The following is a 22821-nucleotide window of genomic DNA, read 5'->3' on the forward strand; positions in this document are numbered from 1 at the left end:
CCTTACCACCGGGACGTGTGATGACGACCGTATGTACGTGCAATCCAGGCGTCCACTGGACCCGTTCAGCGGGTACCAGTACCGACGAATGCGAATCCACACAACGTGGCTACTGTGCCAACTGGTGGATGGCTCGGCTCGAGCGCCGACGACGGACGTGCCAAGCTGCGATAAGCCTGAGGGAGCCGCACGGAGGCGAAGAACTCAGGATCTCCGAATGGGAATCCCCACCGCAATTGCCTCGCGCAATGGGGAACGCCGGGAATTGAAACATCTCAGTACCGGCAGGAACAGAAAGCAAACGCGATGTCGTCAGTAACGGCGAGTGAACGCGACCCAGTCCAAACCGAAGCCTTCGGGCAATGTGGTGTACGGACTGACACTCAGCACCGGAACCGTCTCACGAAGTCTCTTGGAACAGAGCGCGACACAGGGCGACAGCCCCGTAGTGAGAATCAGTATGGTGTGCGTCAGCTCCAGAGTAGCGGGGGTCGGATATCCCTCGTGAAGGTAGCGGGCATCGACCGCTAAGACTGAATACGACTCGAGACCGATAGCGAACAAGTAGCGTGAGCGAACGCTGAAAAGCACCCCGAAAAGGGAGGTGCAATAGGGCCTGAAATCAGTTGGCGATGGAGCGACAGGGCACAAAAGGCCTGCTGGAAAACGACACGAGCGCGAGCTCGCAGTAGGACCCAGCAGGAGCCGGTGTTCTGTCGTACGTTTTGAAAAACGAGCCAGGGAGTGTATTTGTTTGGCAAGCCTAACTCGTGTATCGAGGTAGGCAGAGGGAAACCAACATGGCCGCAGTCTTACGACCAGGGCCGCCGTCTTCAAGGGCGGGGAGTCAAACAGATACGACCCGAAACCGGATGATCTACGCGTGGGCAAGGTGAAGCGTGGCGAAAGCCACGTGGAAGCCTGTTAGGGATGGTGTCCTACAATACCCTCCCGTGACCTGCGTGTAGGGGTGAAAGGCCCATCGAATCCGGCAACAGCTGGTTCCAACCGAAACATGTCGAAGCATGACCTCTGCCGAGGTAGTTCGTGGGGTAGAGCGACCGATTGGGAGATCCGCCTCCGAGAGGAGTCGGCCTCCCTGTCGAACTCCAAACCTACGAACACCGCTGACGCAGGGAATCCGGTGTGCGGGGTAAGCCTGTGCACCAGGAGGGAGACAACCCAGAGCTGGGTTAAGGTCCCCAAGTGCGGACTAAGTGCGATCGAAGGTGGTCCCGAGCCCTAGACAGCCGGGAGGTGAGCTTAGAAGCAGCTACCCTCTAAGAAAAGCGTAACAGCTTACCGGCCGAGGTTTGGGGCGCCGAAAATGATCGGGGCTCAAGTCCGCCACCGAGACCTGGCGGCACCAGTAACATGGTGATCCAGTAGGTTGGCGTTCTGTCCGGGTGGAAGCACGGCCGAGAGGTCGCGTGGACCGTCCAGAAACGAAAATCCTGGCCATAGTAGCAGCGTTAGTCGGGTTAGACCCCCGACGGCCTCATGAGTAAGGGTTCCTCGGCAATGCCAATCAGCCGAGGGTTAGCCGGTCCTAAGTCTCGTCGCAATTCGAGCGAGACAACAGGGAAACAGGTTAATATTCCTGTGCCGCTATGCATCGAAACCGACGCTTTGGGGTAGACTGAACCGGGCTTTCGCCCGGTCGAACCGTCCAACTCCGTGGAAGCCGTAATGGCAGGAAGCGGACGAACGGCGGGACAGCGCAAGTCAGTTCAACCTAGAGCCCGTGAAAAGGGAGCATAGCGTCCGTACCGAGATCCGACACAGGTACTCTGGCGGCGAAAGCCAAGGCCTGTCGGGAGCAACCGACGTTAGGGAATTCGGCAAGTTAGTCCCGTAAGTTCGCGATAAGGGATGCCTGCTCCGGATAGGAGCAGGTCGCAGTGACTCGGGCGCTCCGACTGTCTAGTAACAACATAGGTGACCGCAAATCCGCAAGGACTCGTACGGTCACTGAATCCTGCCCAGTGCGGGTATCTGAACACCCAGTACAATGGGACGAAGGACCCGTTAACGGCGGGGGTAACTATGACCCTCTTAAGGTAGCGTAGTACCTTGCCGCTTCAGTAGCGGCTTGCATGAATGGATCAACGAGAGCGCCACTGTCCCAACGTTGGGCCCGGTGAACTGTACGTTCCAGTGCGGAGTCTGGAGACCCCCAAGGGGAAGCGAAGACCCTATAGAGCTTTACTGCAGGCTGTCGCTGGGACACGGTCGCTAATGTGCAGCATAGGTAGGAGCCACCACACAGGTACCCGCGCTAGCGGGCCACCGAGGCAGCATTGAAATACTACCCGTTAGTGACTGTGACCCTCACTCCTGGCGGAGGACACCGGTAGCCGGGCAGTTTGACTGGGGCGGTACACGCTCGAAAAGATATCGAGCGTGCCCCAAGATTTCCTCAGTCGCGTCGGAGACGCGACGAAGAGCGCAAGAGCACAAGGAAGTCTGACAGTGTCCTACACAACGAGGGACGCTGACGCGAAAGCGTGGTCTAGCGAACCAACCAGCCTGCTTGATGCGGGCGGTTGCTGACAGAAAAGCTACCTTAGGGATAACAGAGTCGTCACTCGCAAGAGCACATATCGACCGAGTGGCTTGCTACCTCGATGTCGGTTCCCTCCATCCTGCCCGTGCAGAAGCGGGCAAGGGTGAGGTTGTTCGCCTATTAAAGGAGGTCGTGAGCTGGGTTTAGACCGTCGTGAGACAGGTCGGCTGCTATCTATTGGGGGTGTCACGGTATCTGACGTGAACGTTCGTATAGTACGAGAGGAACTACGAATGGTTGCCACTGGTGTACCGGTCGTCCGGAAGGGCGCGTGCCGGGCAGCCACGCAACACGGGGTAAGAGCTGAATGCATCTAAGCTCGAAACCCACATGGAAAAGAGATACCACTGAGATCACTCGTAGAAGACGAGTTCGATAGACTCGGGGTGTACGCGCCGAGGCAACGAGGCGTTCAGCCCGCGAGCACTAACAGATCGATGCCACACATTCATACCGCATTAGAACTGGTCCCACCGAACGGGTCCAGGCGCTAACTGGATTGCACTACATACGGTCAGTTTGGACCACCGACACTGGCGATGATCGCGGTTCGATTCCGCGAGTCGGCGTTAAGGCGGCCACAGCGGCGGGGTTCCTCCCGTACCCATCCCGAACACGGCAGATAAGCCCGCCTGCGTTCCGGCGAGTACTGGAGTGCGCGAGCCTCTGGGAAATCCGGTTCGCCGCCCCCACTCATATCACCGCTTTCAGAGCCCACGGCCCATCCCGGGTCGTGGGCTTTCTTCATTTATACAGAACCGCTGTACTGGTCGAGACCGCTATCCTTATGCGGTCGAAGCCAGTAGCAGCAACTGCGCCAAGGTGGCAGAGTCCGGCCTAACGCAGCGGCCTGCAGAGCCGCCCACCGCCGGTTCAAATCCGGCCCTTGGCTTTCTGCGACGAACGGACGTGAGGAGCGAACGCAACGCCGACTTGAATCAGGAAAGACGAGCGACAGCGTCTTTCCCCTGTTCAAATCCGGCTCTTGCCTTTTGCTGGCCAATCCAGTGCTGTTGGCCACTGTAACTATGCACACTCACAGAGATTTCCCACCGTGACCGAGACAGACGAGCGAGTGCTCGATGGCATCAATCAGACGCTGCGCCTCGACGGTCTGGTCGTACTCGTCGAACGGTTTCACTCCCACACGCAACCAGGCGTCCCACGAGAAACGATCGACCGCTACGCTGACCCGTTCTCCACGAGCGTTGGAGGCGGCCCCGACGTCGACGCCTTTCACGAAGAGGTAGAGTCCCGCCTCACTGACTCGCGAACGTGGTCCGGCGGGGACAGCCTTTACAGACTCGATCCGGGGAGGATCAGCCGGTATCCAGCAGAGTGGCACGACCGACTCGGCGGGACGACCGATGTCCGGAAGTACGTCGACTTTATCCAGGAAGAGGTGCCGGAGTTCAAGGACGACGTTGGGCAAGGCGGTTCCGGTCCTGGCGTACCCGAGCAGCCACTGCTCGACGCGATCGCAGTGGTCGGACGAACCGACCGAGACGAAGTGAAGGCCGAACTGGCAGACCTTCGTGACCGGGGCGAAATCGCGGAAGACGCCGATCAGCATCCCAACCCCGGTGTCGTACTGAGGGACGAACGCGAGGACCTCCGTGACTCCACTGTCGACAGGTAATCGAGATACGACAGCTATACTGGGGTCGTATCTACTCTTTCTACGCCCGCCCTCGCTCGATCAGATCGTCTCATCGTCTCGAGGACGGTTCGAGGTTCCGCCGGCCGGAGAGCGCACCGCTCGTCGGCGAGCGCGCAAGCCAGGTGGCTACGACGGTGACAGCGGGGTGACATCGACGTTCGACGGGGCTGACAGTACACGTATCGGCTGGCTGACTGGAGAAGTGACGGACGGACGAGGGTTCTTCTGGCGGCTACCCGTTCACGGACCACTTCCGCGTCGGCGCGCCGCTGCAGGTGTTGCTGTCGGTGGCGACGGTGGCCGGCATCGTCGTCTTCTGGGGGCTGTGAGAACCGGGTTCCACGACGGCGGGCTGGGTCAGCGGGAGCTGAGGACCGCGACGGGGCAGTCGGCGTTCCTGACGACGTACTCGACGCGGTGGCCGAGGAACGCCCGTCGGGAGAGCGGCCGCCAGTTGCTCCCGAGGACGACGAGGTCGACGACGCCGCGCCGCGCCAGCCCCGCCACCGTGGCGAGCAGTATCCACCCGATGGTGTCGTCGACCATCCCGGCCGCCAGTATCAACTGTCCGACGTCGCGCTGCAGCGCGTCGAGTTCGAGCAGCACCTTCGCTATCACCGGGATGGCGGAGATGCTCATCGCCGTCGCGACGAACAGGCTGAAGACGAGGCGCTGGTCCGGGCTCGCGACGAACGTCGCGGGGAGCACCCAGCCGAGCGCGAACCCGGTCGCGAACGGGACGGTGATGCCGCCGACCGAGAGCACCAGCGCGGTGCGTCTCCGCGCCAGCACGAGGTCGAGGTCGGTCTCCAGGCCCGTGACGACGAGCAGCATCAGCAGGCCGAGCCAGGCGACGACCTCGAGGAGGTGGAACTGCGCTTCCGACACCGCGAACAGCGCGTCGTAGGCCGAGGGGGCGACGACGCCGAGCACGGACGGTCCGAGCAGGACGCCCGCCAGCAACTCGCCGACGACCGCGGGCTGGCTGGCGGCGCTGAACAGCTCCCCGAGCCCGCGCGCGACCGCCAGCAACACCAGCAACTGGACGATGACGACGAACAGTTCGTGGTGTCCGAGCGGGTCTATCGCGGCCATGGCGTGACGCGGTTCGAGGGGGTCCGGCGACGCCGTGCTCGGTGTGCTACGACTGGCGGCGCTGGCCCCCGTGGCGTCGACAGAACCCCGATACCGGTGGTCTGCTACCACGTGGAGCGAAATAAACTCGCCGGGGGTCCGACCCCAATCCAAAGCTTCCCGTACCTGGAGGCGCTACGTCCGGGGAGAACCAGCATGACGGACACAGACACCGTGGACACCCTCGAGGCGCGGGTCGAGCGCTGGCTCACCGCCCAGATGCCGATCATCCAGATGCACGGCGGCACCAGCGCGGTGCGGAAGGCCGACCCGGCGGACGGCGAGGTCGTCGTCGAACTCGGCGGCGCGTGCAGCGGCTGTGCCATCAGCCCGCGCACGACCCAGAACATCAAGGTCGACCTCGCGAAGGAGTTCGACGAGGTGGACGACGTGGTCGTGCGCGTCGCCGACGACGGCGGCGACTGGACGCTCGACCAGCCGGAGAGCGTGATGGGCATCGACCGCAACGAGGGCGGCCGCGGCGGCCGCGGTGAGGGCGCGCCGCGCGACGACCACTTCTAAGCTCCTTCGCGCTACTTCGCTACTCTTCGCGCGCGACCTCGTGGCGGCCGAAGCCGTAGCGCAGGCGGTTCGCCAGCCGGCGGGCGAACCGATCCTCGCGCGAGTCGAACCGCTCGGACAGCGCCTCGTAGATGAGCGGCACCGGCACCTCCTGTTCGAGCGCCTCCTGGACGGTCCAGGTGCCGGTCGACCCGCCGGCGACGAAGTCGGCGACGTCGCCGAGGTCGTTCCCCTCCTCGCGGAACGCCTCCTCGCAGAGCTCCAGCAGCCAGGAGCGGATGACCGCGCCGTTGTTCCACGTCCGCGCGACCGCTTCGAGGTCGAGGTCGTAGCGGCCGCGGTGCAGCAGTTCGAACCCTTCGCCGTACGCCTGCATCAGCGCGTACTCCACCCCGTTGTGGACCATCTTGACGTAGTGGCCCGACCCGGCGGGGCCCATCCGGTCGTGGCCCGCCGGCCCGGTCGCAACCGCGTCGAAGACGGGCGCGAGCTCCTCGTAGGCCCACTCCGGCCCGCCGACCATCAGCGAGAAGCCGAGTTCCGCGCCGGCGGGGCCGCCGCTGGTCCCGCAGTCGAGGTACGCCGCCGGGGTCGACTCCGCGCGACGCACCGAGTCCTCGAAGTAGGAGTTGCCACCGTCGACGACGACGTCGTCGCCGTCGAGGTGCGGTTCGAGGTCGTCGAGCGCGGCGTCAACCGGTTCCCCGGCGGGTACCATCAGCCAGATGCGCTTCTCGTCGCCCAGTCGCTCCGCGAGGTCGGTGACGGAGTCGGCGGGTTCTGCGCCCGCCTCGGCGGCCGACGCGACGGCCTCTTCGTCGAGGTCGAACGCGACCACGTCGTGGCCGGCGTCGAGCGTGCGGTCCACCACGATGCGACCCATGCGGCCCAGTCCGATGACGCCCAGTTGCATGCGTGGAGACTGCGCGCGGCAGGTCGTAGTGGTTGCGATTCGCCGCGCGGCGACCGTCGCCAGGCAGGCCGTCTGACCCGGGGCGTCCGTCCTTCCTACCCGGTGTCGTGACGCGACCGACCGTGCGCCGTCCCTTCGTCAAGCGCGGTCTGTCGACAGTACCAACCGTATCAATCGACTCATAACAAAGCGTGTCGGGCTAAATTTAGCTATCGATGGTGCTCCGCGAGGCACGGACCGACGACGACCACCCGGGCGCAGTGACGACTGGACGCCGCGTCCGTCGCCGGCGATGGTCGGGGTCCGTTCTTCGAACGGCGAGTCGACCTGCGGTTGCGCTTCCCCCTGGGCGAACCGCGAGCGACTCGACGCGAACGTCGAACGACGCGGGGACACCATCCACCACCACGGCGTCGAGCACTACCTGCCGTCGAACGACACCCAGCAGACGGTCCAGAACGGTGCGACGCGGTTGCCGCCGTTTCGGTCCCCGTTCCTCGACACTCGCCTCGTCGGCCCCTCCCGCTGCCGGTGAACGACCATCCCCGGCGCGACACGTCCGCACCGCTCGAACGTCTCGCCCCCGGACTCGCCGACCCCCTGCGGTGAGCCGGGGGTGTCGTTCGCGTACCCCTACCCTCCTGCCACCCGGCCGGAACCTGACGACGACGCTTCGAGCACGACGGAGCGCCGGAACGCCACCCGGCGAGGGCTCGCGGGACCGATTCCGGCGGCGTCGAGCCGACGCTTCCGAAGGTAGCGCTGCGTTTCGTCTCGTCCTCCCGGCGCACCAGCGCCTTCCAGCACAGCAGCCGACCGACCGGACGAGCGCCGCGGCCACTGCTGGCCACCGCTCGGACCGTGGCGTCCGCTCCGACCGCGAGGTCCGAAGCGTCCGCGAAAAAAGCGAGTCGGGCGATGCGGGTGGAGGGCCGCGTCAGCAGAAGTTCTGCGTGGCGTACACCTTCCCTTCGTCGGTGACGGCGACGCCGATGCCCTCGTTGCGCCAGGCGTCGGCGAGGATGTTCTCCCGGTGGCCCGAGGAGTTCATCCACTGGTTCACGATGCCGCGGGCGAGTTCCGCCTCCGTGGTGTACTGGACGCCGCCGCTGACCGGCGTGTCGTACCACGTCTGGGCGATGTTCTCGCCGCCGGTGAGGTAGGTGCCGTCGCCGGTGGGCGCGCGACACTCGTAGCCGAACTGGCGGTAGCGGTCCGAGAAGTCGTCGCCCTCAGGGGAGACGTGCGAGAAGTACCCCCGCGTCGCCATGTCCTCGCTGTGCGAGCGTGCGATCGCGCGGAGGTCGGCGTCGAACGAGAGCGCGTTCAGCCCGCGCTCGGTGCGCTCGTCGTTGACGTACTGGTGTATCAGCCGCTCGACCTCGCCCCGGTCCAGGCCGTCATCGTCGGACGGAGCAGTCGTCGTGGTGGTGTCGGGAGTGGTCGTCGGCGTCGGTGTCGTGGTGGTGTCGGGAGTGGTCGTCGGCGTCGGTGTCGTGGTGGTGTCGGGAGTGGTCGTCGGCGTCGGTGTCGTGGTGGTGTCGGGAGTGGTCGTCGGCGTCGGTGTCGTGGTGGTGTCGGGAGTGGTCGTCGGCGTCGGTGTCGTGGTGGTGTCGGGAGTGGTCGTCGTGGTATCCGGAGTCGCGGTGGTCGTCGGCGTCGGTGTCGTGGTGGTCTCCGGCGTCGTCGTACTGTCCGGCGTCGTCGTGCTGTCTGGTGCCGACGTCGTCTCGGGGGTGGTGGTCGTGGGTGCCGACGTGACCGGCGACGCACCGTCGTCGGTGGTCGGCTCCGACGTGGTCGTGCTGTCGGGGGTCGTGGTCGTCGCGTCCGCCGCGTCGTCCGCCGACTGCTCGTCGGTCGACGCGAACGCGTCGGCGAATGCGTCGACCAGCGGGTTCAGGACCGCGTCGAGGTCCCAGTCGGACAGCAGGTCGGCTATCGCGGTGACGAGCGACCCGCCGTCGTCCGCCGTCCCGGCCCGGTCGCCCTGCGCGGCGGTGGTCGTCGCGGCGACCGGTGCGCCGACGCTGCTCACCAGCAGCAGCGCCACCGTCGCCAGCGCGACCATCCGAGAGCTCCCCGCGTCGGCCATCGGTTAGCTCCCCTCCGCGGTCGCGCCGTCGGTCGTATCACTGTGCGTCTCGTGGCAGCGTCGCCACTGCCGGTGTCTGGTCGTGCTGGCGTGCCATGCCATCGCGAGTAACTCTCTCTGCCCTTGCGATATAATTTTTTGTATACTCGGGGTTGCATATCTGATTGCAGATGAAAAACCAGGGACACGTTAAAGAGTATGGTGTCTGGGTTGGGGATAGGCTTGTTTTCTTCGAATCGTGAGCCAGCGTCGGCCGGTCGGCCGTTCGCTGGTCCCCCGCGTCCGTCGTCTCGTCGGTGCGCGGCGGCGCTACGCCACCAGTTCCTGCACTATCCGCGATTCGGCTTTCCGGAGATGTGTGGAGGCGGTGCTGGGCGCGCAGTCCAGTTCGGCGGCGACGTCCTCGACGGTTCCCGTGCGCGGTACGTCGTAGTACCCGGTCTCGACGGCGGCGGCGAGCGACTCGCGCTGGCGGTCGGTCAGCAGCGACGTGAAGCGGACCCGCGACGCGTCGTACTCGCCGACCTGGTCCACGTCGACCTCGATGTCGGCGGGGAGGTCGTCCATCGTCCCCTGCATGTCCGCCGGGCGGCCGACGATCTCCATCGCCATCGCTCCCTCGCCGGTGTAGACGATGGGCGGGACGACCAGCAGGCTGGTCTCCGCGAACGCGGCCCTGAACCGGCCGTCGACGTCGCGCTTCTCGTGTTCGAGGTAGGCGTAGAACGACTCGTCGTCGAGTGTCGTCACGTCGAAGGCCCGTATCAGCGGCGATTCGTCGAGCGCCGCGGCGTAGGGCTCCGGGTCGCCGACGATGCGGAAGAGGAGGTAGTCGTACTCGGGATGGGAGAGGTTCCAGTTCAGCAACTCCGCCCGTTCGAGGTCGTCGTGCTCCATCACGAACTCCCGCATCGGATTGCGCTGCTCCGGCGGGTGGTAGAGCGTCAGGTGGAGGTATTTCATGCGAGCAGCTACGGACACGCCTCTTAAAGGCTCTAGTGGCTTCGCGAGAACCGGCTTCGGCGAGGCGCTCCGAAATCTACGTATGACATCGTCAGAGTCCCATTCCGGCGAGCGCATCGAGGACAGACCGCTCCCGCCGCGCCCCGACGGCGTTCCGGTCGCCGGCAACACCGTCCAGTTCGTCCGCGACCCGTTCGCGTTCTACGACGGCCTCGCGGAGTACGGCGACGTGGTGTCGTACTCGGTGGCCGGCGAGGAGTTCTGCACGCTCCTCCATCCCGACCACGTCGAGCAGGTGCTGGTCACCGACGAGGCGTCGTTCGGCAAGAGCGAGTTCGTCCAGGACGCGGGCGACTTCCTGGGCAACGGGCTTCTCCTGAGCGAGGGCGACCACTGGCGCCGCCAGCGCACGCGGATGCAGCCGGCCTTCTACCGCGAGCGCATCGCGTCGTACGCCGCCGACATGGCCGACTTCGCCGCCGAGCGGGCGGCGTCGTGGGACGACGGGGAGACCGTCAGCGTCCTCCCGGGGATGAAGGAGCTCACGCTCGCCATCCTCGCCAGCTCGCTGTTCGACCTGGACGTCCGCGGCCGGTCGTCGGCCATCCGCGACGCGACGCGCGCCATCAACGACAAGGCCGACGCGGGGTCCGTCGACGCCTTCCTCCCCGACTGGGTGCCGACGCCGACCAACCGCCGGTTCCGGCGCGCCGTCGACGACTTCGACGACGTCATCGCCGACCTGATCGCCCAGAGCCGGGGCGCGGACGAGGCAGGGGACGACTTCCTCTCCATCCTGCTCACTGCGACCGACGACGACGGCGAGACCATGTCGGAGTCCGACCTGCGCGACGAACTGGCCACCTTCCTGTTCGCCGGCCACGAGACGACGTCGCTCGCGCTCACCTACGCCTGGGTCTGCCTCTCGGAGAATCCGGACGCCCGCGAGAAACTGCACGCCGAACTCGCGGACGTGCTCGGCGGCGACCGGCCGACGATGGCCGATCTCGCCGACCTGGAGTACACCGAGCTCGTCGTCAAGGAGACCCTGCGGCGCTACCCGCCTGCGTACGTCGTCTTCCGCGAGGCGCGCGAGGACGTCGAGATCGGTGGCTACCGCGTCCCCGAGGGGACGACGCTCACCCTCCCGCAGTTCGAGATTCACAACGACGAGCGGTGGTTCGACGACCCCGAGGCGTTCCGCCCGGCGCGCTGGACCGAGGAGATGGCGGAATCGCTGCCGGACTACGCCTACTTCCCGTTCGGCGGCGGTCCTCGCCACTGCATCGGCATGCGTTTCGCGTACGCCGAACTGCAACTCGTCCTGGCGACGATGGCCCAGCGGGTCACGCTCGACCGCGTTGACGACGGCCCGCTCGACCGCCGGATGGGGACGACGATGGAACCCGAGGGCGACGTCGAGATGGTCGTCACCGAGCGGTAAGGAGCTACTCGCGCCGGGAACGCCAGCGTTCGACGCCAGCGCCGAGCAGCGCGAGCAGTCCGCCGACGAGCAAGAACGACTGCTCGGCGAGGCGGTCCGGCGCGACGTACTTCACCATCGAGACGGCCCACGCGGCGCGCTCGCGGACGACGCCCGCGTCGCTCGTCTGGTTCGGAAGGCCGGCTTCACGGGCCGTCGGCCCGTCGCTGCCCTCGCCCGGTAGACGGTCGGCCTCGTAGGGGAGCGCGCCGGTCGACACCGCCCAGACGACCTCGCCGTTCTCGTCGACCTCGACGACGCGGTCGTTGTACGAGTCGGCGACGAGCGTGTGGCCGTTCGGCAGGCGGTCGGCGTCCCGCGGCCAGTCGAAGGTCGCGCTGCCGCCGTACTCCCACTCGATTGCGCCCGTGCTCGCGTTCAACTCGACCACGCGGTCGTTCTCGCTGTCGGCGACGAGCAGGGTGCCGTCGTCGAGCGTGTCCGGGTTGTGCTGTTCGTGGAGCACGTCGCCGCGCTCGTGGTAGTCGTCCGGCCCGACGACGGGGTCGACGGTGACGGCGCTGGCCGTCCCGCTCGTCCCACCTGCATCGTCGGTCGCGTTGCGGTCCACGTGCAGGTCGACGACCGTGTCGAAGTTCCGGAGGCTCACCCGGAAGGTGTCGCGGCCGACGCGGTCGACGTCGTTCATGTGCGTCCAGTCGCCCTCCGGGCCCATGCCGTCGGGGCGGTCGTAGCGCTCGGTGGCGTTCCACTGCCAGACGATCTCCTTCGAGCGGTTCACCGCGAACACGCGGTCGTTGCCCATGTCGACGAGCACCCAGTGCGGCTCGCCGTCGACGACGTACCGGTCGGCGTCGTGGAGTTCGTGGGCGTGCAGTTTCGCGTCGAACCACGCGTACTCCCACAGCGTCTCCTTCGTCTCCTTGTCCACGATGCGCAGCGCGTTGCGGACGCAGTTGTCGTACCCATCGTCCCCGTAGGGCGCGGGGCACTGGCTGTCGGGGAGTTCGTCGGCGACCGCGACCTGGACGCGACCGTCGCCGAGCGCCTCCACGTCGAAGACGTCGTCGGCGTCGGCGTACTCCCAGACCACCTCGCCGCCGGGGGTCACCTCGATGGCTCTCCCCTCGTCTTCGTAGCCCTGGAGCGCGACGAGCGTGTTGTTCTGCGGCCGGTTCTCGTCGACGGTCAGCCGCGGCTGGGCGGGGGCGGCGAGCGCGCCGACCGCAGCGACCGCCAGCAGCGCGACGCCGACGACGGCGAGCAGTTTCGCGCGCCGGCCGGGGACCGCGAGCCACGAGCGGGGGGAGACGTCGGAGGACACGCCCGGGCGGTTCGAAGGGGCGGAAAAAAGGTGGTTCGGTTCGCCCGCCCGGGCGTGACGCCCCGCCACCGCCCGCGGGCGAGTGGCCCGCTAGCACGCGCCATTCCTGTCAGCTTTCGAAACTACTTCCCCGCCCCCTCGCCGAGGACGCGTAATGAGTTACAGCATCGGCCTCGTCGGCAAGCCCTCCGTGGGCAAGTCGACGTTCTTCAACGCCGCGACGATGAACGACGTGCCGGAGGGTGCCTACCCCTTCACGACCATCGACCCGACGGTGGGCGAGGCGTACGTCCGCGTGGATTGCGCCGCGCCGGAGTTCGAGGAGACCTGCACCCCGAGCGTCGGCTTCTGCGAAGAGGGCACGCGCTACGTCCCGACGAAGCTCGTCGACGTGGCGGGGCTCATCCCCGGCGCTCACGAGGGCAACGGGCTGGGCAACCAGTTCCTCACCGACCTCAACGAGACGGACGTGCTCGTCCACGTCGTCGACTTCTCCGGCACGACCGACGCCGAGGGCGAACCGACCGAGGACCACGACCCCCGCGAGGACATCGACTTCCTCGAGCGCGAACTCGACATGTGGTACCTGGAGGTGCTGGAGAAGGGAATCGAGCGCTACCGGACGGGCTACGACGGCGGCGAGGACGCCATCGAGGAGGACCTCGCCGAGCAGATGTCGGCGTTCCGGACGAACGAGGACGAGATCAAGCAGGTCATCCTCTCGCTCGACCTCGAACTCGACCCCGACGAGTGGGACGAGACCGACCACGAGGAACTCGCCCGCGAGATCCGCAAGCGCACGAAGCCGATGGTCATCGCGGCGAACAAGATGGACACCCCCGAGGCGCAGGCGAACTACGCGGAGATCGTCGACGACCCCGACTACGAGCACCTGACCATCGTCCCCGCGAGTGCGCACGCGGAGAAAGCACTGAAGAACGCGGCCGAACAGGGCGTCGTCGACTACGACGCGGGCGACGAGGACTTCGCCATCGAGGGCGACGTGAGCGCCGAGCAGGAGCAGGGACTCGAACAGATCCGGGAGTTCGTCACCGGGTACGGCGGCACGGGCGTCCAGCAGGCCCTGGAGACCGCGCTGTTCGACGTCCTCGACCTCGTCGCGGTGTTCCCCGGGTCCGCGAACGGCTCGAAGAGCGAGAAGGGCGTCTTCCGCGACTGCTTCCTGCTCCCCGAGGGCTCGACCGCCGAGGACTTCGCCTACCACCTGCACAGCGACATCGGCGACGGCTTCCTCCACGCCATCGACTGTCGCAGCGAACGCCAGATCGGCGCCGACTCGGAGCTCGACCACCGCTCCGTCGTCGAGATCGTCTCGACGAACCAGTAGGCAGGACGCGGTCGGGACGGGCCGCGACTCCGCGTTCTGTCGACTAGCGGCGGGGATGACGGACAGGGTGGAGAGCGACGATAGCGGTGGGCGGTGGCGGTGTGCGGAAGGCGGCGGCTGTGGCGGTGTGCGGAAGGCGGCGGCTGTGGCGGTGTGCGGAAGGCGGCGGCTGTGGCGGTGTGCGGAAGGCGGCGGCTGTGGCGGTGTGCGGAAGGCGGCGGCTGTGGCGGTGTGCGGAAGGCGGCGGCTGTGGCGGTGTGCGGAAGGCGGCGGCTGTGGCGGTGTGCGGAAGGCGGCGGCTGTGGCGGTGTGCGGAAGGCGGCGGCTGTGGCGGTTAGCTGTACGGCGCGCGGAGCGCGCCGTTTCACCGCGAGCGACCGCAGGGAGCGAGCGGGACGTTTTTCATCGACGTTTTTGCGAGGAGGGTGCCCGCAGCGCCGAAGGCGCGAGGACACCCGACGAAGTAAAAAGGTCGAAGTAAAAAGGTCGGCTTAGAAGAACTTGAGCAGGTCGTCGCGCTTCTGGTCGTGGAGGTGCGTGCGCACCGCCTCCTCCAGCGCGTCGATGTTGCCGCGCTTTGCGGAGATGGGGGCGACGGTGTCCTGCCACTGCTGCCACGGCGGGTGGAGGCCGAGGCGGTCGCAGAGGTCGTCGAGGCGCTCGTCGCGGTCGTCGACCTTGTCCATCTTGTTCACGGCGACGACGGCCGGGACGCCGAGGTCCCGGAGGAAGTAGAACAGTTCGACGTCGTGGGGAATCTCGTCCTCGCCGGAGTGGCGGTCGATGATGTCGACGACGCTCTTGCCGTCGACGACGAGGACGCCGACCAGGATGTCGTCGGCGTGCTCCTCGACGTAGCGGACGACGTCGGTCTTGATCTGTTCGCGGCGCTCCTCGGGGACGCCGGACATGAACCCGAATCCGGGGAGGTCGGTGAGCATGAAGTCGTCGCTGGCCCAGTCGTAGAAGTTGGGCGAGCGGGTGACGCCGGGCTTGCCGCCGGTCTCGAAGGTGTGGCCGGTCAGCTCGCGCATGAGCGTGGACTTGCCGACGTTCGAGCGCCCGACGAAGACGACCTCGTCGCTCCTGTCCGGGCGGTTTTCGAACATACCTCTCCTTTCGGCTCTCGGCGTTTAACGACCGTGGTTCGTCCGCCGGGAACGCGGTCGCCGAACCGTCGTGCCGGGGCCGCCGGCGTCGCCCGGAGCTATTTCGTCGTCCGCGTCGACCACCGGACGTGCGACTCGTCGAGGTCACCATCCCGGTGGGGGAGCAGGAACTGGTGGTCGACACGCTCGAATCGCAGGGCATCGACTACTACCTGACGGACGAGACGAGCGGCCGCAGCGGCGCGGCCGACTACGCGGCGATAATCACGTTCCCGCTCCCCAGCAACGCGGTCCAGCCGGTCATCGACGACCTCCGTGAGGCGGGGCTGAGCGAGGACGCCCACGTCGTCATCCTCGACGCGGAGGTGGACACCTCCCGGCGGTTCGAGCGGTTCTCGAAGCGGTATGCCGCCGAGAGCGGTAGACGGTTCCGCATCGCTCGCGAGGAGATCCTCATCCGGTCGCGCGAGCTCTCGCCGCGGTTCCCGACGTTCGTGTTGATGACCGTGATCAGCGCGGTGGTGGCGGCGGCGGGGCTACTGCTCGATTCGCCGGCGGTGGTGGTGGGGTCGATGGTGATCGCGCCGCTGGTGGGGCCGGCGCTGTCGGCGAGCGTGGGGACGGTGCTGGACGACGCCGAACTGTTCCGTCGCGGCGTGAAACTCCAGGTCATCGGCCTCGTCCTCGCCGTCGTCGGCGCGACGGTGTTCGCCGTGATCGTCCGCGCCATCCCGCTCTTTCCGCCGGGGATCGATATCACGACGATAGAGGAGATCAGCGGGCGCATCTCGCCGGACTTCCTCTCGCTCATCGTGGCGCTCGGCGCGGGCGTGGCCGGCGTCCTGAGTCTGGCGGCGGGCGTGTCGGCCGCGCTGGTGGGCGTGATGATCGCGGCGGCGCTCATCCCGCCGGCCGCAGCGGTCGGCATCGGCATCGCCTGGGGTGAGCCGTTCGTCGCCGTGAGCGCGGCGGTGCTCGTGTTAATCAACGTCCTCTCGATCAACCTCTCGGCGCTGCTGACGCTGCAGTACCTGGGGTACCGCCCGAAGAACTGGCTCAAGCTGGAGCAGTCGCGGTCCGCGACCCTGAAGCGCGTCGGCCTGCTGCTCGTCGCCATCGCGGTGCTCTCGGTGTTCCTCGGCGGCGTGACCTACTCCTCGGTGCAGGACGCGCGGTTCACCCGGGACGTCCGCCAGAGTACCGATTCGGTGCTGTCCCGCCCGCAGTACGTGGGTGCGGAACGGCTGGACGTCGAGGTCCGCTACGGCTCGCCGCTCCCCCTGCCGCGCGACGTCGGCGGGCAGGAACTTCCGTTCCGTCGCCCTCGACGAGTCACCGTGACCGTCGGCGTTCCGGGCGACCGGCAGTACGCCGACCTGGCCGAGGCGCTCCGCACCCGCATCCGCGAGCGGACGAGCCACGACGTCACCGTCCAGGTCCAGTACGTCGGCCTCGACGAATCGGGGTAGTCCGGACCCGGTCGTGGCGGCGCGTGGTCGCTCGGTTTCGACTCCTCACCTGACTCCGCCAGAACCTCTCCTTTTGAGCGTCTCGCCCTTCGAACCGCCGGTTCAGCGTCGGGTCTTCGGTGACCCGCGGTTATTTGCGCCTGCGTCTACGAATCGAACCCGTGCGGCTCGTAGAGGTCACGATTCCGCCGGGCGAGCGCGAGGCGGTCGTCGAGACGCTGGTGGAGATGGACGTCGACCACTACCTGACCGACGCGACCAGCGCGCGGGGTAGCGACCGAGAGCACACCGCCGTCGCGACGTTCCCGCTCCCCCGGAACGCGGTCCAGCCGGTCGTCGACGAACTCCGCGAGGCGGGGCTGAGCGAGAACGCGCACGTCGTCGTCGTCGACGCGGAGGTGGACACCTCCCGGCGGTTCGAGGAACTGGCGAAGCGGTTCGGGGCTGACAGCGGCGGCAGCCGCATCGCCCGCGACGAGATCATCATCCAGGCGCGGGAACTGTCGCCCAACTTCCGGACGTTCCTCTTCCTGACGCTCGTCAGCGCGGTGGTGGCGGCGGCGGGGCTGCTGCTTGATTCGCCGGCGGTGGTGGTGGGGTCGATGGTGATCGCGCCGCTGGTGGGGCCGGCGCTGTCGGCGAGCGTGGGGACGGTGCTGGACGACGCGAACCTGTTCCGTCGCGGCGTGAAACTCCAGGTCGTCGGCGGCATCGCCTCGATACTCGGCGCGACGGTGTTCGCCGTGGTCGTCCGGAGTCTGTATCTGTTCCCGCCGACCACCGACATCACCGCGATCTCCCAGATAAGTGGTCGTCTGACGCCCGACTTCCTCTCGCTCATCGTGGCGCTCGGCGCGGGCGCGGCCGGCGTCTTCAGCCTCGCAACGGGGGTCTCGACCGCGCTGGTGGGCGTGATGATCGCGGCGGCGCTCATCCCGCCGGCCGCGGCGGTCGGCATCGGCATCGCCTGGGGTGCGCCGATGGTCGCGGCCAGTTCCGGCGTGCTCGTGCTCGTCAACATCCTCTCCATCAACCTCTCGGCCATGCTCACGCTGCGGTACCTGGGCTACCAGCCGAAGAACTGGTTCCAGCTGGAGCGGTCGCGCACCGAGACCGCGAAACGGATCGGCGTCCTGCTGGTCGCCATCGCCATGCTCTCCGTCTTCCTGGGCGGGGTCACGCTGTCGACGGTGCAGGACTCCCAGTTCGAGAATCAGGCCACAGCGGCGATCGACGACCTGGTCGGCGACCCGTCGGACCCCTACGCCGACGCCAACGTCATCGATGTGCAGGTGCACTATCGCAGCGCCTCGATGCTGGGCCAGCGCGCGTTCGCCAACAGCCTCCCGTTCCACGAACCGGAGCGGGTCGTCGTCACCGTTGGCGTACCGCGCGACGAGCGCCACCCCGACCTCGCCGGTCGCATCCGCGACAGCATCCGCGAGCGAACCGGCGACCAGGTCGCGGTCGACGTCCGGTACGTCGAGGTCGACCGGGCGAGATAGCGGAGGATTGAACCCCTCGCCGCGTGAGGCCCCGGACATGGAGACGGTACGAACCCTGCTCGTGGACGCGTTCACGGACGAGGCGCTGGCCGGCAACGCGGCCGGCGTCGTCCCGGACGCCGACGGCCTGACCGAGGCGCAGATGCAGGCCGTCGCTCGCGAACTGTCGGTCAGCGAGACGGCTTTCCTCACCGAGAGCGACGCCGCGGACCGCCGGGTCCGGTACTTCACGCCGACGACGGAGGTGGACCTGTGCGGTCACGCGACGGTGGCCGCCCACGCCCACCTGCTGGAGGACGGCGTCCTCGACCCCGGAACGCACACCCTGGAGACGAACGTCGGCGTGCTCGACGTCGAGGTGACCGATGACGGCGTCGTCTGGATGACCCAGGACGACCCCGACATCGAGCGGGTCGACCTCGACTACGACCGCGTGGGCGACGCGCTCGGCGTCGACCCTGCGGCGCTGCGCGACGTGGGCGCGGACCTGCCGCTCGCCGTCGCCTCGACCGGTATGCCCTTCCTCGTCGTCCCGGTCAACTTCCTCGAACACGTCGGTGGTGCCGACCCGGACGTGGCGGCCGTCGAGGAACTCTGTGAGGCGGTCGACGCGGTGGGCGTCTACGCCTTCAGCTTCGACGCCATCGACCGGGCGTCGACGCTCCACGGGCGGGCGTTCGTCCCGCTGGCGGGCGTCCCCGAGGACCCCGTGACGGGGACGGCCAGCGGCGCGGTCGGTGCCTACGTCCGGGAGTTCGACGCGTTCGACGACTTCCCCGAGGAGATGCGCTTCGAGCAGGGCCACTTCGTGGACCGACCGGGTCACGTCCGCGTGCGAGTCGACGAAACGGTCCGGGTCGGCGGCCGGGCGACCACCGCGCTCGACGGTCGGCTGGTCGTCCCCGACCCCGACGACGACGACATCGTCGAGGCGTAGGGTCGACCCGACCCTGACCTGTCCGCGAATCGATGGTATCGCCGCTCTTGCCACCAATTATTGCCAGAATAAGTAGGAACCCGCCGACGAGTAAATCTGTCCGAAGACAGGGGTCGCAACATTCTTTATCGGGCTTCTTGTTTCCACTCGTACGCACATGGTTGTACTCTGGCTGGACGAAATCAGCGCAGACGACCTGGAACTGGTCGGTGGCAAGGGCGCGTCCCTCGGGGAACTCACCGGGGCGGGCCTGCCGGTGCCGCCGGGGTTCGTCGTCACTGCCGGAACATACCGCGAATTCATCGAGGAGGCCGGTATCGCCGACGAACTGTTCGAGGCCGTCGACGTGGACACCGAGGACTCCGCCGCACTGGCGGAGGCCGAGGAGCGCGCCGAGGAACTCATCCTCGGCACCGACATTCCCGAGGACATCCGGGAGGGGATCCTGGGAGCGTACGATAACCTCGACGACGGCGACGCGTTCGTTGCGGTGCGGTCGTCCGCGACCGCCGAGGACCTCCCGGACGCCTCGTTCGCCGGCCAGCAGGAGACCTTCCTCAACATCACCGGCAAGGACCTCATCGACCGCGTCAAGCGCTGCTGGGCGTCGCTGTTCACCCAGCGCGCCATCTACTACCGCCAGGAGAAGGGGTTCGCACACGACAAGGTCGACATCGCGGTCGTCGTCCAGCGCATGGTCGACGCCGAGAAGAGCGGCGTGATGTTCACCAGCCACCCGTCGACCGGCGACCCGAAGATCATCATCGAGGCCGCGTGGGGGCTCGGCGAGGCCGTCGTCTCCGGGTCCGTCTCCCCGGACAACTACGTCGTCGACCGCGAATCCGGTGCGACGGAGGAGGTCACCATCGCCGACAAGAAGGTGATGCACACGAAGGACCCCGAGACCGGCGAGACGGTCGAGCGCGCCGTCGAGGACGACCGCCGCGAGTCGCGCGTGCTCACCGCAGACGACATCGACCGCCTCGTCGAACTCGGCGAGCGCGTCGAGGACCACTACGACACGCCCCAGGACGTCGAGTGGGCCATCGTCGACGGGACGGTGTACATGCTCCAGTCGCGACCCATCACGACCATCGGCGAGGGCGAGATCGAGGCCGACGCCGGCGCGAGCGAGGAGGGCGTCGCCGACGGCAGCGGGGCCGTCGAAGCCGCCAGCGGTGGCGGCGGGACCGGCCAAGAGGTGCTCGTCAGCGGACTCGGCGCGAGCCCGGGCATCGCCAGCGGCGAGGTCCGCATCGTCGAAAAGCTCGACCAGCTCGACAAGGTCGGCGACGGCGACATCATCGTCACCGAGATGACCACGCCGGACATGGTGCCCGCGATGAAGCGCGCCGACGGCATCATCACGGACGAGGGCGGCATGACCAGCCACGCCGCCATCGTCTCGCGCGAACTCGGCGTCCCCGCGGTCGTCGGTAGCACCGACGCGACCGACAACCTCGACGACGGCATGCTCGTCACCCTCGACGGCGACAAGGGCACCGTCAGCGAGGGCAAACCCGAATCCGAGCAGGAGCGCGAACCCATAGAGGAGGCGCGCCCGAAGACCCCCGTCAAGCCGATGACGGCGACGGAGGTCAAGGTGAACGTCTCCATCCCGGAGGCGGCCGAGCGCGCCGCGGCCACCGGTGCCGACGGCGTCGGTCTGCTCCGGATGGAGCACATGATCCTCTCGACGAACAAGACGCCGGCCAAGTACCTCGAGGACCACGGCGAGGACGCCTACGTCGACGAGATCGTCGAGGGCGTCCGCGGCGTCGCCGAGGAGTTCTACCCCCGACCGGTGCGCGTGCGGACGCTCGACGCGCCGACCGACGAGTTCCAGCAGCTCCAGGGCGGCGCGGACGAACCCGACGAGCACAACCCGATGCTCGGCTGGCGCGGCATCCGCCGCAGCCTCGACAAGCCCGAGGTCTTCAAGCACGAACTGGAGGCGTTCCGGGAGCTGTACGACATGGGCTACGACAACGTCGAGATCATGTTCCCGCTCGTCAACGACGCCGAGGACGTCCTCCGCGCCCGCCGGCTCATGGAGGAGACCGGCATCGACCCCGACAAACGCACCTGGGGCGTCATGATCGAGACGCCGGCCAGTGCGCTCCAGATCGACGAGATGGCCGAGGCCAGCATCGACTTCGCCAGCTTCGGCACGAACGACCTCACGCAGTACACGCTCGCGGTCGACCGCAACAACGAGAACGTCGCCGACCGGTTCGACGAACTCCACCCCGCCGTCCTCGAACTCATCGGCCAGACCATCGAGACCTGCCGCGAGCACGACATCGACACCAGCATCTGCGGCCAGGCCGGCTCGAAGCCAGAGATGGTCCGGTTCCTCGTCAACGCCGGCGTCTCCTCCATCTCCGCGAACATCGACGCGGTGCGCGACGTCCAGCACGAGGTCAAGCGCGTCGAGCAGAAGCTGATGCTCGACTCCGTGCGCTGAGCGTCGAAGCTGCACACCGACCCCGTCCGGTCGTCCGCGTGCGCTGACCCCGTTTCGCGCACCGACGCACCGCCTCGGACCGCCACCAGGCGTCGACCTGTCACGTCCGGGCACACTGTACTTATTGTCCTGGCTGTGAGTAGTCCTTGAATAGACATGACTCGACGCCCGCTTGCCGCCCTCCTCCTCGCCGCGGCCGTGCTCGCCGCGGGTTGCGTCGGCGGCTTCGGCTCCGGAACGCCCGACGCGACGACCGCGGAGACGACAGACGGGACGACGACCCACGCGACGACGACCGGCGTTGGCCCGGCGGACGCCGCCCTCCCGCCGGGCGTGACCGAGTCCGGCCTGGCGAACGCCACGAAACTCGTCGCGGCTCACGAGGCCGCGCTGGCGGAGACGGGATACGAGTTCAGGTTCACCGCCAGCACCTGGTACGGCAACGAGACGAGCGCCGGCACCCAGACCGGCACCGTGGCCGTCGGCCTGTCGTCGTTCCTCGTGACGAAGAGCGTCCAGGACGACTCCTCGACCTACACGACGGCGACGTGGGCCAACGAATCGGTCGCGCTCACGGCGTTCACCAGCGACGGCGAACGCCGGTACCAGGAGCGCGAGCGCAACGCCGACACGCAGAAAGAGATCACGAGCCAGGCGACCAAGGCGATCACCCTGCAGTCGATCCTCGACTCCGGCGAGTTCTCCGTCACCGAGGTCGAACGCACTGGCGAGCGGACGCTGACGACCGTGCGCGCCGACGCCTACGCCGGCGACGCGCGCTTCGACGACGTCTCGGAGTACAACGCCACCGTCGTCGTGGACGCGTCGGGACGGGTCCACGAGTTCCACTGGACCGTCGAGACGGCCGACCTGCGACGGGAGTCCGACTTCGAACTGACGGCCATCGGTCCCGTCTCCGTCGAGCGTCCCGACTGGGCCGGTGCCGCGGCCGAGACGGTGAACGCCGACGTCGACGTGACGAGCGACGAGGAGTTCGTCGTCGTCCACCACCGCGGCGGCGACGCGCTCCCGGCGGGGTCGACCGTCGAGATCGGTCACGACGGCGAGACGCACGCATTCGAACTGGAATCGCCGCTCGTCACCCAGGGCGACCGCTACATCTACTACCCCGCCGACGGTGGCGACCCCGTCATGACCGACGACCGTCCGACCGACGTCGACGCCGAGCGCGTCGACGGCTCGTACTCCGTCACGGTGACCGACCCCCAGGGCCGCACCGTCCACTCGACGGGCTTCGGCGTCGGCCACGGCGAGGCCTCCCAGCCGACGACCACGGCGTCTGGCTCCGCGGACGAGTGACGCAGCGCCACACGCGCTCTTGTCGGGGCCGGAACGTCCGAGAAC

Annotated in this window: 16 protein-coding genes, 1 tRNA gene and 2 rRNA genes; 13 read left to right on the top strand and 6 right to left on the bottom strand. The window is 67.4% G+C overall.

From position 1 onward, the window contains the following. Positions 1-100 precede the first annotated feature (100 nt). From NKT36_RS09595 to NKT36_RS09610, 4 genes are all read left to right on the top strand, one after another. Positions 101-3015 (top strand): 23S ribosomal RNA (locus tag NKT36_RS09595). A gap of 121 nt (positions 3016-3136) precedes the next feature. Further along, positions 3137-3258 (top strand): 5S ribosomal RNA (gene rrf, locus NKT36_RS09600). 124 nt (positions 3259-3382) lie between these two features. Then, a tRNA-Cys gene (locus NKT36_RS09605) sits at positions 3383-3458 on the top strand. 162 nt (positions 3459-3620) lie between these two features. Beyond that, on the top strand, positions 3621-4205 hold the full coding sequence (locus tag NKT36_RS09610; protein ID WP_327050828.1) for a hypothetical protein: 585 nt from the start codon (positions 3621-3623) through the stop codon (positions 4203-4205). Between the two features lie 378 nt (positions 4206-4583). On the opposite strand, the gene NKT36_RS09615 is transcribed toward NKT36_RS09610, so the two are convergent. Beyond that, complete coding sequence (locus tag NKT36_RS09615) at positions 4584-5321, bottom strand: cation:proton antiporter domain-containing protein (protein WP_327050829.1); 738 nt, start codon at positions 5319-5321, stop codon at positions 4584-4586. 195 nt (positions 5322-5516) lie between these two features. On the opposite strand from NKT36_RS09615, the gene NKT36_RS09620 reads away from it, so the two are divergent. After that, a complete protein-coding gene (locus tag NKT36_RS09620; protein WP_327050830.1) occupies positions 5517-5882 on the top strand; it encodes a NifU family protein in 366 nt (121 codons plus the stop codon). 19 nt (positions 5883-5901) lie between these two features. On the opposite strand, the gene gnd is transcribed toward NKT36_RS09620, so the two are convergent. Beyond that, positions 5902-6795: a phosphogluconate dehydrogenase (NAD(+)-dependent, decarboxylating) gene (gnd, locus tag NKT36_RS09625; protein WP_327050831.1), complete on the bottom strand. Its 894-nt coding sequence runs from the start codon at positions 6793-6795 to the stop codon at positions 5902-5904. A 292-nt stretch (positions 6796-7087) separates the two neighbouring features. Here gnd and NKT36_RS09630 point away from each other — a divergent pair, with 292 nt between their 5' ends. Continuing rightward, positions 7088-7330, top strand: coding sequence for a hypothetical protein (locus NKT36_RS09630; RefSeq protein WP_327050832.1), 243 nt, complete (start codon positions 7088-7090; stop codon positions 7328-7330). Positions 7331-7732: 402 nt separating this feature from the next. On the opposite strand, the gene NKT36_RS09635 is transcribed toward NKT36_RS09630, so the two are convergent. Both NKT36_RS09635 and NKT36_RS09640 read right to left on the bottom strand, forming a co-directional pair. Beyond that, positions 7733-8890: a CAP domain-containing protein gene (locus tag NKT36_RS09635; RefSeq protein WP_327050833.1), complete on the bottom strand. Its 1158-nt coding sequence runs from the start codon at positions 8888-8890 to the stop codon at positions 7733-7735. Between the two features lie 309 nt (positions 8891-9199). After that, positions 9200-9853, bottom strand: coding sequence for a helix-turn-helix domain-containing protein (locus NKT36_RS09640; protein WP_327050834.1), 654 nt, complete (start codon positions 9851-9853; stop codon positions 9200-9202). An 82-nt stretch (positions 9854-9935) separates the two neighbouring features. On the opposite strand from NKT36_RS09640, the gene NKT36_RS09645 reads away from it, so the two are divergent. Then, a complete protein-coding gene (locus NKT36_RS09645; protein WP_327050835.1) occupies positions 9936-11297 on the top strand; it encodes a cytochrome P450 in 1362 nt (453 codons plus the stop codon). Positions 11298-11301: 4 nt separating this feature from the next. Here NKT36_RS09645 and NKT36_RS09650 read toward each other — a convergent pair whose 3' ends face one another. Beyond that, positions 11302-12621 (bottom strand): aryl-sulfate sulfotransferase, encoded by a 1320-nt coding sequence (locus tag NKT36_RS09650; RefSeq protein ID WP_327050836.1) that lies wholly within the window; start codon positions 12619-12621, stop codon positions 11302-11304. A gap of 154 nt (positions 12622-12775) precedes the next feature. On the opposite strand from NKT36_RS09650, the gene NKT36_RS09655 reads away from it, so the two are divergent. Continuing rightward, the gene (locus NKT36_RS09655) at positions 12776-13969 is read left to right on the top strand and encodes a redox-regulated ATPase YchF (protein WP_327050837.1); all 1194 of its coding nucleotides are present in this window, start codon (positions 12776-12778) and stop codon (positions 13967-13969) included. A 491-nt stretch (positions 13970-14460) separates the two neighbouring features. Here the strand turns inward: NKT36_RS09655 and engB are convergent, their stop codons facing one another. Next, positions 14461-15078: a GTP-binding protein EngB gene (gene engB, locus NKT36_RS09660; RefSeq protein WP_327050838.1), complete on the bottom strand. Its 618-nt coding sequence runs from the start codon at positions 15076-15078 to the stop codon at positions 14461-14463. Between the two features lie 128 nt (positions 15079-15206). Here engB and NKT36_RS09665 point away from each other — a divergent pair, with 128 nt between their 5' ends. From NKT36_RS09665 to NKT36_RS09685, 5 genes are all read left to right on the top strand, one after another. Beyond that, the gene (locus NKT36_RS09665; protein ID WP_327050839.1) at positions 15207-16547 is read left to right on the top strand and encodes a TIGR00341 family protein; all 1341 of its coding nucleotides are present in this window, start codon (positions 15207-15209) and stop codon (positions 16545-16547) included. Positions 16548-16708: 161 nt separating this feature from the next. Further along, positions 16709-18052 (top strand): TIGR00341 family protein, encoded by a 1344-nt coding sequence (locus tag NKT36_RS09670; RefSeq protein ID WP_327050840.1) that lies wholly within the window; start codon positions 16709-16711, stop codon positions 18050-18052. A gap of 37 nt (positions 18053-18089) precedes the next feature. Continuing rightward, entirely contained in the window at positions 18090-18989 is a 900-nt protein-coding gene (locus NKT36_RS09675; RefSeq protein ID WP_327050841.1) for a PhzF family phenazine biosynthesis protein, read from the top strand. Between the two features lie 157 nt (positions 18990-19146). Next, entirely contained in the window at positions 19147-21456 is a 2310-nt protein-coding gene (gene ppsA / locus NKT36_RS09680; protein WP_327050842.1) for a pyruvate, water dikinase, read from the top strand. A gap of 156 nt (positions 21457-21612) precedes the next feature. Next, positions 21613-22776 carry a DUF7537 family lipoprotein gene (locus NKT36_RS09685; RefSeq protein WP_327050843.1) on the top strand — a complete coding sequence of 388 codons (1164 nt, stop codon included), beginning with the start codon at positions 21613-21615 and terminating at the stop codon, positions 22774-22776. Positions 22777-22821 lie beyond the last annotated feature (45 nt).

Source organism: Halomicrococcus gelatinilyticus, assembly GCA_024227995.1.
GTDB classification, from domain to species: domain Archaea; phylum Halobacteriota; class Halobacteria; order Halobacteriales; family Haladaptataceae; genus Halomicrococcus; species Halomicrococcus gelatinilyticus.